We start from the raw sequence: 13,962 nt of genomic DNA on the forward strand, positions 1-13,962 counted from the left end.
CAGGGTTCTGACTGTAATTCAATATTACTTTTCTCTTACATGTGTTTGATGATGTGATCGCCAAACTCAGAACACTTCACAAGTGTTGCATCATCCATTTGACGTTCAAAATCGTAAGTCACGGTCTTGGCAGCAATCGCACCTTCAAGTCCGCGTACGATAGCATCAGCAGCTTCTTTCCAGCCGATGTGCTCAAACATCATCGCGCCTGAAAGAATCTCAGATCCCGGATTCACTTTATCCATTCCGGCATATTTAGGTGCTGTACCATGCGTAGCTTCAAAAAGCGCCAGGCCGCTGTCATAATTGATGTTTGCCCCCGGTGCAATTCCGATACCGCCTACCATTGCAGCCAGTGCATCAGATACATAATCACCGTTGAGATTCATCGTTGCCACAACATCGTATTCTGTAGGGCGCAACAAAATCTGCTGAAGGAATGCATCAGCAATCACATCTTTCACGATGATCTTGTGGCCGTCCTTCTCAATCGTTTGCCATGGTCCTCCATCGAGATCTTTAGCTCCGTATTGATCTTTGGCAACCTCGTATCCCCAGTCGCGGAAAGCACCTTCAGTAAATTTCATGATGTTTCCCTTGTGAACGAGTGTTACACTTTCGCGCTTGTGTTCAAAAGCATAGTCTATAGCACCGCGCACGAGTCGCTCCGTTCCTTCTTCACTGACCGGCTTTATTCCTAGTCCGCTCGTTTCAGGAAAACGAATTTGCTCGTAACGATCAGGGAAATTCTCTTTCAATAGAGACTGGAACTTCTTATTCTCTTCAGATTTTGCCTCGAATTCAATACCGGCATAAATATCTTCAGTATTCTCTCTAAAAATAACCATATCAACTTCGTTGGGCGCTTTAACAGGTGAAGGAACACCATTGTACCAACGAACGGGACGCAAACACGTGTAAAGATCTAATTCCTGGCGCAGCGAAACATTCAATGAACGAATTCCGCCACCTACCGGAGTAGTAAGCGGGCCTTTAATCGCAACTAAATACTCGCGAATTGCAGCAAAAGTCGCTTCAGGTAGCCACTCTCCTGTTTTGTTGTAAGATTTCTCACCTGCGAAAATCTCTTTCCACTCTACTTTTCTCTCGCCATTGTAAGCTTTTTCTACTGCAGCGTCAAACACTTTTTTAGCTGCTGCCCAAATATCAGGGCCTATTCCATCTCCTTCAATGAAAGGGATTACAGGGTTATTAGGTACGTTTAACTTTCCGTTGTTTTGCGTTATTTTTTCTGACATTTATACTTTGAATTTTTAGATAAATACAAAAGTAACCAAATAAAATATCTACACCTGACAAAAGCGATTTAATGATAAATTCATAACAAGATGGCATTCTCTTTGCTAACAGAACGTTTTCTTTGTAGTCGAATTAAATAGAATTGAGATGAATATTTACCTAAATAAACTACTGGTAATCTTACTTTTATCAGTTTCAACATTAAGCTTTAGTCAAAGTGCTTTAAAAAACGGACCCATGGTTGGTTATTCGGCAATGCGCGAAACAGCTGTTTGGGTTCAAACTGATGGCGAAGCTACTGTAAGCCTGATCTATTACACAATTCCAACGGGCAATAATGCTGTGAAAAAGTTTCGGTCAGAGCCGGTTCAAACTTCCGTTGAATCAGCGTACACAGCAACTCTCGTAGCAGACAGCCTGGAACCGGGCCGCACATATACTTACCAGGTTGAAGTGAACGGAGAAATTCTCGAATTTGACTACCCAACAACTTTCAGGTCTCAGGAACTCTGGCAACACCGCACCGAGCCGCCTAACTGGACAATGGCGATGGGGAGCTGTGCGTATATTAACGAGAAAAAATACGATCGCCCCGGAAAACCATACGGAGGTGATTACCAAATTTTCGAATCCATCTTTGAGCAATCACCAGATATGATGCTTTGGCTGGGCGATAACGCATACCTGCGAGAAGTCGATTGGGACAGCAAGAGCGGAATCCAACATCGTTTTACGCACAGCAGAGATGTGGACGAGATGCGTCCCCTACTCGGATCGGCAAACAACTACGCCATTTGGGACGATCACGATTACGGTCCCAACGATGCCGATAGAAGTTATGTCCACAAAGAAATGGCGCTCGATTTGTTCAGAGACTTTTGGGCAAATCCATCTTACGGTTTTTACGATGAAGAGTGTGCTGCCACAATGTTCACGTACAATGATGCAGCGTTCTTCATGCTCGACAACCGCTGGTTCAGATCACCAAATAACCGCAAAACCGGTGATCGCGTTTACCTCGGTGAAAAACAAATTCAGTGGCTTATCGATGCGCTGGTGACGAGTAAAGCAACTTTCAAATTTGTGGCTATTGGCGGACAGGTATTAAATACAGTAGCCAAATACGAAAACTACGCTACTTATCCTGAAGAACGCAAGATGCTGATCGATGCTATTTTTGATGAGGGTATCAGAAACGTGGTTTTCCTCACGGGTGACCGCCACAAAACGGAGCTGAGCAAGCTGGAACGTGGCGATAATCAAATCTACGACTTAACAGTATCTCCTCTCACATCAACAGCTTACAACTCAGTTGACGAGAAAAACGAAAACCGTGTGGAAGGTACACATTACGGCAAACGCAACTTCGGGATCATGAAGTTGAGCGGTCCGTACAAAGAACGCAAAGCAACGATCGAAATCCGCGATACTGAAGGCGAGCTCATTTGGACACGCGACATTGAAAGGTGGTAAAAACTGCGAGGTTACGGTCAGAGCCGGATTCCGGTTCTGACCTAAATGCGCTGTGATTCCTCATTTTTCAGTACTTTTGCCACCTATTTTCAAGCGCATTATGAGTAAGATTTCAGAAGAAATAAACAAGCGAAAAACATTTGCTATCATCTCACACCCCGATGCGGGGAAAACCACGCTCACAGAGAAACTCCTCCTTTTTGGTGGAGCTATCCAGATTGCGGGAGCAGTGAAAAACAACAAGATCAAGAAGACTGCCGCATCTGACTTCATGGAGATTGAAAAACAACGTGGTATTTCCGTGGCTACATCGGTGATGACATTTGAGTACCGCGACAAACTGATCAATATTCTCGATACTCCCGGTCACAAGGACTTTGCTGAAGATACTTACCGCACATTATCGGCCGTGGATTCGGTTATTTTGGTGATCGATGCAGCAAACGGTGTGGAGGCACAAACAGAAAAACTGATGGAAGTGTGCCGCATGCGCGATACTCCGGTACTCATTTTCGTCAACAAGCTCGACCGCGAAGGAAAAGATCCTTTTGAGTTGATGGATGAGCTGGAAGAAAAACTCGACATAAAAGTTAGACCACTCACCTGGCCAATCGGCATGGGACCGCGTTTCAAAGGAGTTTACAACCTCGAAGAAAAAGGGATCAATCTCTTTGACGCGAATAAACAACGCATTGAGAAAGACGTGATTAGCATCAAAGACTTAAACAGCTCTGTGCTCGATGAGCGTCTAGGTGAAAGTGCTGCTGATCAATTGCGTGAAGATGTGGACTTGGTTGAAGGTGTTTACGATCCTTTTCAAATCAAGGAATACGAAAATGCTCAAACCGCACCGGTTTTCTTCGGTTCGGCTCTGAATAACTTTGGTGTACAGGAATTGTTAGACAAATTCGTGAACATTGCACCGCGACCGCTCGGCCGAGAATCAGACAAAGGACTCGTTGAACCGGAACACGACAAATTCAGCGGTTTTATCTTCAAAATTCACGCGAATATTGATCCCAACCACCGTGACAGAATTGCCTTTTTGCGTGTTTGCTCGGGCAAGTTTGAACGCAACAAATTTTTCCATCACGTTCGCCAGGGAAAAAAGATCAAGTTTTCAAACCCCTACTCTTTTATGGCTCGCAGCAAGGAAGTTGTGGATGAAGCATATCCCGGTGATGTAATCGGATTGTACGATACGGGAAATTTCAAGATTGGTGACACGCTAACCACACAGGGCGAAGAATTCAATTACAAAGGTGTTCCGAGCTTCTCTCCTGAAATTTTCAAGGAGGTTGTAAACAAGGACCCGATGAAGTCGAAACAACTGGACAAAGGTGTTCAACAGCTCACCGAGGAAGGCGTGGCACAGCTCTTTACGCAACAACCCGGGAACAAGAAAATCATCGGGACAGTTGGCGAGTTGCAGTTTGAGGTGATCCAATACCGACTCAAGAACGAGTACGGAGCATCGGCTGAGTTCCATCACAAGAATTACCACAAAGCCGTATGGCTCACGACCGAAAACGAAGAACAACTCGATCACTTTACGCGTGTAAAGGCTCGCTACGTAGCTAAAGACAAAGACGATAACTGGGTGTTCTTAGCTGAGAGTCAGTTCCTCCTGAATCAGGCTATACAGGATTATCCTGACATCGACTTCCATACAACGAGCGAATTTAAAATAGACCAGCAAGTTACAGCGTAATGACAAAGTTTGGAATTGCGATCATCAAGCTCCTCAGTAAGTTGCCGCTATCGGTACTTTACGGTTTATCCGGATTAGTTTACCTTATTGTGTACCACATTGTTGGCTACAGGAAAGAGCTCGTGCGGGAACAATTGAAGCTATCTTTTCCCGAAAAATCTGAACAGGAACGCAAGCGGATAGAAAAATCGTTCTTCCACTACTTTGCGGATCTGATCGTTGAAATCGTGAAAGGTATTAGCATCAAGCCTGAGGAAATCAAAAAACGGTTTGTGTTTGAAAATCTCGAATTACTTGAGAAATACTATGAGAACGGTCAGAGCGCGATAGCCGTAATGGGACACTTCGGCAACTGGGAGTACGCCTGCCTCACGTTTAGTTTGCAAGGCAAGCATCAACTCAATGGTGTTTACAAACCGCTCCACAACAAACCATTTGATCAGCTTTTCATCGATTTGCGTAGTCGGTTTGGCAGTAAACTCACCGCCATGAAAGAGATCTACGATGTGCTCGAAGAAGAGCAGGAAAAGGACGAAATCACTCTCACAGGACTCATCGCTGATCAAACTCCCCGACCTCACAAAGGATACTGGATGGAGTTTTTAAATCGAGACACTCCGGTGTTTTTAGGATGCGAACGCATTTCCAAAAAATTCAATCTGCCAATTGTCTTTGTAGACATCAGAAGAAAAAAACGCGGTCAATACACCTGTAGATTCGTGGAGCTCGTCACCGATCCACACAAGTACAGCGATGGCGAAATCACAGAGATCCACACCAAGGCGCTGGAAAAAGCAATTCGCGAATCTCCCGAAACCTGGATTTGGACGCACAAACGCTGGAAACACAAGCGCCCTGAAGATTTACCTGAAGAGATGTATTCTAAGCGCTACACTGGTGGGGTTTAGTTTGGTCGAAATCAAGGTTAAGGTCGAGAGCGTTCTAATGTTGGTTTTGGGAATATTGAACTCTTAAGTTGTTAAGGGTCCCGTCCCTTGCGGGGCGAGGATCTAAGTTTATCTAGTCTTTGACTTGCGTCAAATATAATGTCTAAGACCCCGTTCCTTGCGTCACGAGGGTCTAAGTTCATCTAGTCTTTGACTGTGGTCAAAGAGCAAGATTCACTAAGATTTGGAAGTTTGATTTTTAGCTAAGTACAGGGAGTCAAGGCCGAGAAAGTTCCAGGTACTTTAATATTTATTAAATAGCATTCAGGACCTAACAGGTTTTGGTAAACCTGTTAGGTCCTGAATGCTTTATTAAGCGTGTTCTTTAAAGAAATCCTCAATTGATTTATTCCAGTTTTCTAATGCAGCTGAACGCCCTTTATTAGCAGAATCATTTAATGAGTTGAATTCATTAGCTGCTTTGTTGTATTTGTTTATTGCTTCATTGTATTTATCGATATCTTCCTGTGTTCTGTCACGTTTCTTTTTAGACTCAAGAGACTGCTTGATTCGCTCCATATTGTCTTTAGCAATGTAGAAATCAACCATTTTACGAAATTCATTTTCAGACTCTTTCTTGTAAAACTCCAAAGCTTTCACTGCTGCATTTTTAAGTCTGCCGTCACCATCGTAATCATCTAGTTCATTTACTTCAGCTATTCCCTGATCTGCCATGCCTGCAAGTGAAGAGTTGTTCTGCTCAATCGCATTGACATCTTGCTTATTTACAGCATCCAAAACATAAGCCTCCTGTTTGAATACTTTGAAGAAAATGAGGTAAACATCGTTGTAATATTCAACGGCTTTACTCGCTTTTTCAATTTTTTGAGATCTCCTATCCCCTTCAGATTCTACAAGATTAATATTGTGTTTTTCAGCAAATTTTTCCTGTGCTTTTTTAGTAATTTTAAAAGCATCATTGAGCTTTTGATCAGCCTTTTCTTTAGCTAAAAGATAAGCTTCCATCAAATCATAGGATTGCTCAGCAATATCTTCCATATCCAGAATCTTATCGTAGTCCTCTCTGAATACCGTGTAAGTGAGATCTAAATACTCAATAGTGGCTTTTTTGTACTCAGCATCTCCCATAAAGGAGTCCATATCACTTACTTCTTCCTTTACAGCTTTGATTTCCTCAATCAATTTTTCACGTTTTCTTTCAACTTTTCGTGCATTTTTACCTCTTGTCACAGCCTTTAGATACCTCCATGTTTCTCCCTGCATCTCCTCCAATGTTTCATTCATTGTAGAAAGATACTCCAACGCCTGCTCAGTATGCTGTGCAGTAGCTTTTTGAGAATTAAGAAAAAGAATACTCGTAACCAGTCCCAGTGTTAAAAAAAGATTTTTCATAGTGTCAGTTATTATTAATTAAATCATTGATTATAAAGTATGTTTCTTTGATATAAGGATCGCTTTTAATCCGGTCGATAGTGTTCTTGTTGATTACCCCATCATTATCTTTAGAAGATAGTCCACTGAGGTAATCAGGATTTTTTACCAGTAGTCTGTTATTATGAGCTGTTGAGGCCTTATCATATTCACTTGAGGGGTTCTGTTTTATGTAGTTTGAATAACTGCTCAAAGAGACAGGTACATAATCACGGTTATACCATTCTTGAAAAGCATTATTCAACTCTTTGAGCGACTTGAAGTTTTCGTCTTTTGTTACACGTTGACGGCTTTGTTCTTTCAACTCTTCAATTGGTAGTTTTTGTCTTGGTCGATAATAGGTCTTTTTATCAATTGATGTATTGGCAAGTGCAGTTGGACTGTACCGCTCCCCATAACTCAAACTGTCAAATGGTGACGGTAAATAGATATCGGGTAAAACACCTTCAAGCTGATGGCTTTCCCCATCAACGCGGTAAAATTTACCGTTCGTTAACTTTACATACCCCAGATCAGACTTACTCTCAGCATCAATATTTTCAAAATCAGACTTATAGGCATCAAGGGGAACGATAATTTGGCTAGTAGACTTTCCGTACGTAGGTGAACCTACCACAAGCCCCCTATTATAATCTTGCATAGCAGCAGCTAATAGCTCTGAGGCTGATGCGCTCGCTTTGTTTGTCATGATAACTAAGGGACCTCTGTAAATAGATCCTCTATTTGGATCTTTAAGAGTAGAAGGTTCAAATCCATTTGCATCTAAAATGCTCAACGCACCAAAGTTGACGAATATTCCAGCCAGATTTATCGCCTCCCTCATGTCGCCTCCTCCATTATTTCTCACATCAACGATAAGGCCTTCAATTCCCTGTCTCTTTAATTTTATCAACTCTCTTGCCAAATCATCAGCACAGCCTCCTCTTGTAGTTGAATAGCTATCAACATAAAAAGACGGAATATTAATGTACCCGACCGAATTCAAACTATCTATTATAAAGCTCTTAATCGAATTATCGATATTACTGATCTCAGCTTTATTTAACTCAACTAAAACAATCTCGCCTGTTTTCTTACGAAACTCAAACCCTGTAACCTGATCTGCTGTCAAAAAAGTCAATATCTGTACAACTTCATTATAAGTATTACAGTTTACAGTCGTTTTTTTACCATCAGGTTCTGTTATGGATAGCAAAACATCTCCTTCGTTCAATATATTGCTTTTCCATGCAGGACTGCCGGGAATCAAAGCATAAATCTCAATTTCACCCTTTTCATTTTCTGAAAGTTGAAACCCATATGATTCAGATTTTTGCGAGAGGCTCTTCCTCATTTCATTTTCCTGGTAAGGAGTAAAATAAGTTGAGTGAGGATCAAACCCTTCTGCTAATGCTTTTAGAAACTTCACGCCCACATATTCATCTACTCCTTTACTACTTTTGGTAACTGATTGGATCTGACAGATATCGCGCTGGATGATTTGTTTCTGAACAGCAGACAATACGCTATCCACATCCGCTCCATCTTCTATTAATTTATGAGCTGAGTTTAAAACTTCATACTTTATCCAATTTTTCAAGTGTTTTTCACGGTCAGAGCCATTAACTCTCTGATAAAAAACAAACTTGTCTTCCTCCCGGTAATTAAATTTACCAGTCAAATGATCTGAATAAAATATTTCAGCTGATACGAGTCTCTTAGATAATACATCAGAAAGCTCATCGATAAATTCACAATTATTATTATCAATGCTCGACTTTAAATCGTAGCGATACTTTTCTAAGGATTGAACATCTCCCTCAGTAAGAAAGATGTGGTTAGGGTCTAGTAAATCGAGGGTCTGATCAAATACAAAGGAAGAGAATGATCTGTCTATTTCACGAGCATTGTAATGATGACGCTGAATTGTCTTGATCATTTCCTGTGCTCTAAAACAGATTGATCCCGCATCAGAATAGCTGTTTTTTGGAGCCAGTTGTGACAGGCAAGAAAGAGCAGCGATCAACAGATAATTTGCCGCAGCTAACTTCGAGAGATAAAAGGTTTTGTATTTGGGCAGGTTTGAAATCAAAACTTGCAGGCTAATATATTAAAAACTTACAAGTTGTTTAGATCAATGAGTACGATTTATGAGATTTAATTGTGGTACAGTTTGTGTTATCTTTACGCAAAACTCAAGATCATGAAACGTACTACTCTATTCATTTTATCAGCACTTTTGGTATTTGCCTGGTCGTGTAAGTCACCATACGGTTCAAAATTAAAAGATCCTTTTTCAGGAAACCGCTACGAGAGCAACAGCCGATTTTTCAGAGCTGTTGGAAAGGCTCAAAGTAGGGACGAGCAAATAGCAATGAAAAAGGCAGATGTTCAGGCGAGAGCTTCACTGGCCGGACAGGTAGAAACGCAGATTAAAGAAATCGCTGATGACTACTTCGTTCAAACAGATTACGAAGACAAAAATGAAATCACCGGAAAATTTCAGAGTTTAACGCGCGCTGTTGTCAACACGAAGATTGGCGAAATCAGAAAAATCGGTGAGGAGAAATACTTCAACGAGCAGGAGTACACGGTGTTTATCGCTTACGAGATCAAGAAAAAGGACCTCTACGAGTATTTGAAAGAACACGCTCAAAACAATGGTCAAAAACAAAACTTATCTGCTCAGGAAAAGAAAATGATCAACGATATGCTCCAACAGCAAATCGATCAGCTAGAGGATTAAACTCTTCGTTAAAACAAAAACATAATCCCCACTCCGCCCGTGAAAAGGCGGAGTTTGTTTTCGATATCGTAACGGGTAGTTGCTTGTCTGCCGGTTGCGACTTCAGTCGTCCTTTGAGGAACTTCCTCGTGTTCTGCATTTCCACTCACATAAGCTGTGTTTAAAACCAACATAACTGATTTTGACATTTCGTAATGCAAGTCAAATCCGGCTGTCCAGTATTCACTACTCGCCTGCGACTCGCTGCTTTGCACGATATACTCTGCCTGCTGATTCTCAAGTCTTACTCGTTGACCGGGATACGTGTTTTGAAAAACTCCCACTCCAACACTGGACACAAAAAACAGATCGGGACTGAGCCTGTTGCGCACAGCAATTCCGGCTTCGCCCATGATGTCGCGAATCGGATCTGACTGTGAACTCAACAATTCAAAGCCCGGATTGACCGATAAAACCGCTTTTCCAAAATCGCTTTCGTTGAAAGGGTTCTGATTGTATCGTACTCCGGCAAATAATCCCAATCCGTTTTTCCAGTAGGTCTCGAACTGACCGGTAATATAATAGCCCGTTTGAGCAAATCCCGGATCAGAATCTGACACGCTCGACCTACCGTAATCCTCTACGGGAACTGAAACTCCGGCTCTGACCGAAAGATAAAAGGGCTGCTCAAAGGCAACATCGGTATTGATGTCATCCTCGGGAACGTATTGCCCAAAAGCAACTGCCGGAAACAAAAGGATTAGTAAGTATTTAAACATGCAGTAATTTTGCTCTAAATTGATAAAATAAGTCACACCAGGCAAGCATGAACAAGCTTAAAAGAGAATTTTACACGCGAAATGATGTGGTAGAAATAAGCCGGGATTTATTGGGAAAAGTGCTGGTGACAAAGGTCAACGGTATTATCACAAAGGCTAAAATCGTAGAAACAGAAGCTTATTGTGGCCGCAATGACAGGGCTGCTCACTCTTTTCAAAAACGCACACCGCGAACTGAGGTGATGTACGATACGGGCGGGAAAGTCTACACGTATTTGTGCTACGGAATTCACACACTCTTCAATATCGTGACCAATGAAAAAGATTTAGCTGATGCTGTGCTGGTCAGAGCCGTTGAGCCTATTGAAGGCATCGATGCTGTTTTGAAACGCAGAAACCAATCTACTCTCAAAAGAATGGTGAGTGACGGACCGGGAAAAGTTTCTAAGGCGATGGATATATCGCTCGATCATTACGGTTTGGATCTCGTTGACAATGATATTTTTATTGAAGACCACGGAGTTGACATCAACGAGAAAGAAATAATTGAATCTCACCGCGTAGGTGTTGACTATGCCGGTGAAGATGCGCTTAGAAACTGGCGTTTTCGTGTGAAGGGAAATCCTTTCATCGGGAAGGATTATGTCGCGAAGATTTAGGAATTTAAGGGGGTAAGTCCCGTTCCTTTCGTCACGAGCTTTGTGCTGACCTGAGCGTCAGTAGATCTAATTTCGTCTAAGTCTTGAGGTCAAGGCCGAGGAGCGTTCTAACAATGTTTCGGATGTCCGATTACGTTGTTCAAATTGTAGGATTGCGATGCATCGCAATCTTAGGTCAAGGTCAAGCTGAAAGTACTGACCGAAAGTGTCAGTAGTCAAGGTCAAGGCCGAAGTTGAGAGCATTCTAATGTTGATTTTGGTATTATTGAATTCTTAAGTGGTTAAAGGAGCTAAGTGTCGTGTAGACCTGTCAGCTCTTGGGAAAAAGGCCAAGTGCCGTAGGCACGAACTAAATCTTACTCTGGGCTTCAGCCCAGAGTAAAATGGATGAGGACTTCCAACGAGTGCTGTAAGCACGGACCACAGAACAGTAATAAAACATCAAACAAGTAAAACGTGAACCGTACCTACGGCACTCAAAGGCTTGTTTGTACACCATGTCTCCGGGTTATCACCCGGAGATAGATGTATGTCGTGCCTAACGGCACTATTTTTCAGTTACATCTTAGCTTCAAGAACTCCGTGAAACACTGAGAACAACTCTGTGATACACTGTGGAATTTGAGAATTGAGATTATTACAATCGCATGGTAGCGGTGTTAATCGACTTCGCCTCTGCTTTAACTAGTAACCAATGTTTCAAAATGATCAACAACTAAAACTGTTTTATCAATCCTTTTTCCCTTTCACTTTGTCAAACAGGCGTTTGAAAAAGCCTTTTTTCTCCTCTTCTTTTTCCTCCTTCTCCTCTACACTACTCTCAGTCTCAATTTCCATTTTCGATTTCTGGCGATCAAAAATATCGAGGATTTTTTCCAGTCCCTTTTCATCCCTGTAAAACGGACAATCCATCATCGTTCTCAAGCTATCGGTCAGAGCCGGAAAAGTATCGTCACTATAGCGGTCTTTATTACCTTTTTGCTGAACACGGTGAATCATTCCGCCCACTAACGGAAGCGCAGCAGCAGATCCCGATCCAACACTATTCGTAAAGTGGATAACCGGGTATCGAGTACCTACCCACGCTCCAACGACAATATTGGAATTGAATCCTACAAACCAGGCATCAGAATAGTTTTGAGCAGTTCCTGTTTTTCCGGCCCAGTCTCCCTGTGCGCCAAATCGCGTTTTGAGCGAAGTTGCAGTTCCGCTGTCCACAACTGTTTTGAGCATATGCTTCATGAGATCGGCATTCCGTGAGGTCAGAACCTTTTTCATCGGTGATTTTCCTGAATTGTAGAGTTCCTTACCATCGGCTGTTTCAATCGACTCGATGACAATAGGTTCTGGAATTTCACCACGCGTTGTAAAAGCACTGTAACCGCGAACCATTTCTTTCAAACTAACCGGAACAGTCCCTAAAGCAACTGATGGATTTTGAGGTAGGTCAGATGAAAACCCCATTTCTTCTACCAGCGATTCAACCGGCTCGTGCCCGATCGCGAAATACGTATTGACAGCCGGAATATTCACTGATTTTGCCAGTGCGCCTTTCATCGAGTAATAGCCACCAACAGATTTGTCGTAATTCTGAGGCGTCCAATTATCGTAATTCTCATACGTTTTTTCTTCATTCTCTATCCACTCGCAAGGATTGTGTCCTTCATTGAGGGCTGCAGCGTACAAAAACGGCTTAAATGTTGAAGCAGCCTGGTGCTTACTCGTCACCAAATCATAGGGCAAATATCGGTTGTGATTTCCACCAACGTAAACGAGTGTGCGCCCGGTTTTGGGCTCAATAGCATACATTCCTGCCTGCAACATTTTGAGATAGTGCTCAACAGAATCGATAGCCGAAAAGGATTTCACTTCAACCTTGGGCCAATCAAAGACCTTCATCTTCCGTTCAATTTGCAGTGAATCCATAATTGCACTGGGATCTAAGCCCTGTTCGAGAAACATCTTATAACGCTTCGTCTCTTGTATTTCTTTTTGAACTAGTCTTTTGACAGCACTTTCTTTGATCAACTGATTCCACTGTTTGTCAAAAATAGCCTGAAGCTCTGTCATGTGAGCATCTCTGGCTTCAATCGCACTCTGCTGCAAAGTATTATTCAGCGTGGTTTTCACGATGAGTCCGTCCTTTTCCAGGCTGTATTTACTACCATCAGGTTTTACCAACTCTTTCAGGATTTTTTGAGCTTTGGATCTGACCACATTTAGAAAATAACCGGTAGGGTTTTCAGTATTCAGATTTGTATAGCGCGTCTTCAATCTCGATTCCTGGAGGTTCTCTTTCTCACTCTTTTCAATGTATCCGTGCTTTTCCATCAAGGCGAGCACTACATTGCGCCTTTCTTTAGCGTTTTGAGGATTGAGATGCGGATTGTAGTACGTGTTGGCTTTCAACATTCCCACCAGTACAGCAGATTCACTAATGTTCAGATCCGAAACCGGCTTGCTGAAATACCGCAAAGCGGCAGACTCCACTCCGTAAGTGTTCTCACCAAATGGGACTGTATTGAAGTAGAGTTCAATGATTTCTTCTTTCGAGTAAATCTCTTCCAGCCTGTTAGCGAGAATAATCTCTTTACTCTTGTTGACCGGTAAAGTGAGCGGACCATAATTATTCCGACCAAAAAGATTCTTAGCCAGTTGTTGTGTTATCGTACTTCCACCACCTGAGCTCCTGTCTCCCATGATGATCGACTTGACGAGAACGCGGAGTAAAGCAATGCCATCTACTCCTTTATGCTCATAAAATCGGGCATCTTCAGTAGCGATCAATGCGTTTACCAAACCATCGGGTAATTGATCAAACTTGACGTTCGTTCGGTTCTGAGCGAAATATTTACCGATCAAAACGCCATCAGTGGAATAAACGCGAGTAGCCTGCTCGTTTTTGATATCTTTCAAATCATCATTCGTGGGAATTGGCCCAAAAGCGCCAATGTAAACCAGTCCGAGAAATAAAAAGAGCAAGAAAACTGCTGAGAATAATAGGGTGAAAAAAGCTTTAATGAGGTGCTTCATAAGT

Annotated in this window: 10 protein-coding genes; 5 read left to right on the plus strand and 5 right to left on the minus strand. The window is 42.3% G+C overall.

Features of this window, described 5'->3' with window-relative positions:
• Positions 1-35 precede the first annotated feature (35 nt).
• Positions 36-1,259 (minus strand): NADP-dependent isocitrate dehydrogenase, encoded by a 1,224-nt coding sequence (icd, locus tag F3059_RS04400; RefSeq protein ID WP_151166875.1) that lies wholly within the window; start codon positions 1,257-1,259, stop codon positions 36-38.
• 148 nt (positions 1,260-1,407) lie between these two features.
• On the opposite strand from icd, the gene F3059_RS04405 reads away from it, so the two are divergent.
• From F3059_RS04405 to F3059_RS04415, 3 genes are all read left to right on the plus strand, one after another.
• Positions 1,408-2,733: an alkaline phosphatase D family protein gene (locus F3059_RS04405; protein WP_151166877.1), complete on the plus strand. Its 1,326-nt coding sequence runs from the start codon at positions 1,408-1,410 to the stop codon at positions 2,731-2,733.
• Positions 2,734-2,833: 100 nt separating this feature from the next.
• The gene (locus tag F3059_RS04410) at positions 2,834-4,444 is read left to right on the plus strand and encodes a peptide chain release factor 3 (RefSeq protein ID WP_151166879.1); all 1,611 of its coding nucleotides are present in this window, start codon (positions 2,834-2,836) and stop codon (positions 4,442-4,444) included.
• A complete protein-coding gene (locus tag F3059_RS04415) occupies positions 4,444-5,352 on the plus strand; it encodes a lysophospholipid acyltransferase family protein (protein ID WP_151166880.1) in 909 nt (302 codons plus the stop codon). Before F3059_RS04410 ends, F3059_RS04415 begins: the two co-directional genes overlap by 1 nt.
• Before the next feature lie 351 nt (positions 5,353-5,703).
• Here the strand turns inward: F3059_RS04415 and F3059_RS04420 are convergent, their stop codons facing one another.
• Both F3059_RS04420 and F3059_RS04425 read right to left on the minus strand, forming a co-directional pair.
• Positions 5,704-6,744 carry an LIC11966 family surface protein gene (locus F3059_RS04420; RefSeq protein WP_151166882.1) on the minus strand — a complete coding sequence of 347 codons (1,041 nt, stop codon included), beginning with the start codon at positions 6,742-6,744 and terminating at the stop codon, positions 5,704-5,706.
• Between the two features lie 4 nt (positions 6,745-6,748).
• Positions 6,749-8,701, minus strand: a complete 1,953-nt coding sequence (locus F3059_RS04425; protein WP_170265037.1) for a carboxy terminal-processing peptidase — start codon at positions 8,699-8,701, stop codon at positions 6,749-6,751.
• 264 nt (positions 8,702-8,965) lie between these two features.
• Between F3059_RS04425 and F3059_RS04430 the strand changes: the two genes are divergently transcribed.
• Complete coding sequence (locus F3059_RS04430; protein ID WP_151166886.1) at positions 8,966-9,508, plus strand: hypothetical protein; 543 nt, start codon at positions 8,966-8,968, stop codon at positions 9,506-9,508.
• An 8-nt stretch (positions 9,509-9,516) separates the two neighbouring features.
• On the opposite strand, the gene F3059_RS04435 is transcribed toward F3059_RS04430, so the two are convergent.
• Positions 9,517-10,266: a hypothetical protein gene (locus tag F3059_RS04435; RefSeq protein WP_151166887.1), complete on the minus strand. Its 750-nt coding sequence runs from the start codon at positions 10,264-10,266 to the stop codon at positions 9,517-9,519.
• A gap of 47 nt (positions 10,267-10,313) precedes the next feature.
• On the opposite strand from F3059_RS04435, the gene F3059_RS04440 reads away from it, so the two are divergent.
• The gene (locus F3059_RS04440) at positions 10,314-10,925 is read left to right on the plus strand and encodes a DNA-3-methyladenine glycosylase (protein ID WP_151166889.1); all 612 of its coding nucleotides are present in this window, start codon (positions 10,314-10,316) and stop codon (positions 10,923-10,925) included.
• Between the two features lie 729 nt (positions 10,926-11,654).
• Here the strand turns inward: F3059_RS04440 and F3059_RS04445 are convergent.
• Complete coding sequence (locus F3059_RS04445; protein ID WP_151166891.1) at positions 11,655-13,958, minus strand: transglycosylase domain-containing protein; 2,304 nt, start codon at positions 13,956-13,958, stop codon at positions 11,655-11,657.
• Positions 13,959-13,962: the final 4 nt, after the last annotated feature.

Source organism: Salibacter halophilus (genome assembly GCF_008806325.1).
Lineage (GTDB): Bacteria > Bacteroidota > Bacteroidia > Flavobacteriales_G > Salibacteraceae > Salibacter > Salibacter halophilus.

Excerpts from the sequence above, each read along its gene's own strand:
- F3059_RS04445 (WP_151166891.1), bottom strand. The coding sequence starts at position 13,958 with ATGAAGCACCTCATTAAAGCTTTTTTCACCCTATTATTCTCAGCAGTT.
- F3059_RS04420 (WP_151166882.1), bottom strand. The coding sequence starts at position 6,744 with ATGAAAAATCTTTTTTTAACACTGGGACTGGTTACGAGTATTCTTTTT.
- icd (WP_151166875.1), bottom strand. The coding sequence starts at position 1,259 with ATGTCAGAAAAAATAACGCAAAACAACGGAAAGTTAAACGTACCTAAT.
- F3059_RS04440 (WP_151166889.1), top strand. The coding sequence starts at position 10,314 with ATGAACAAGCTTAAAAGAGAATTTTACACGCGAAATGATGTGGTAGAA.
- F3059_RS04410 (WP_151166879.1), top strand. The coding sequence starts at position 2,834 with ATGAGTAAGATTTCAGAAGAAATAAACAAGCGAAAAACATTTGCTATC.
- F3059_RS04415 (WP_151166880.1), top strand. The coding sequence starts at position 4,444 with ATGACAAAGTTTGGAATTGCGATCATCAAGCTCCTCAGTAAGTTGCCG.
- F3059_RS04425 (WP_170265037.1), bottom strand. The coding sequence starts at position 8,701 with ATGATCAAGACAATTCAGCGTCATCATTACAATGCTCGTGAAATAGAC.
- F3059_RS04430 (WP_151166886.1), top strand. The coding sequence starts at position 8,966 with ATGAAACGTACTACTCTATTCATTTTATCAGCACTTTTGGTATTTGCC.
- F3059_RS04435 (WP_151166887.1), bottom strand. The coding sequence starts at position 10,266 with ATGTTTAAATACTTACTAATCCTTTTGTTTCCGGCAGTTGCTTTTGGG.
- F3059_RS04405 (WP_151166877.1), top strand. The coding sequence starts at position 1,408 with ATGAATATTTACCTAAATAAACTACTGGTAATCTTACTTTTATCAGTT.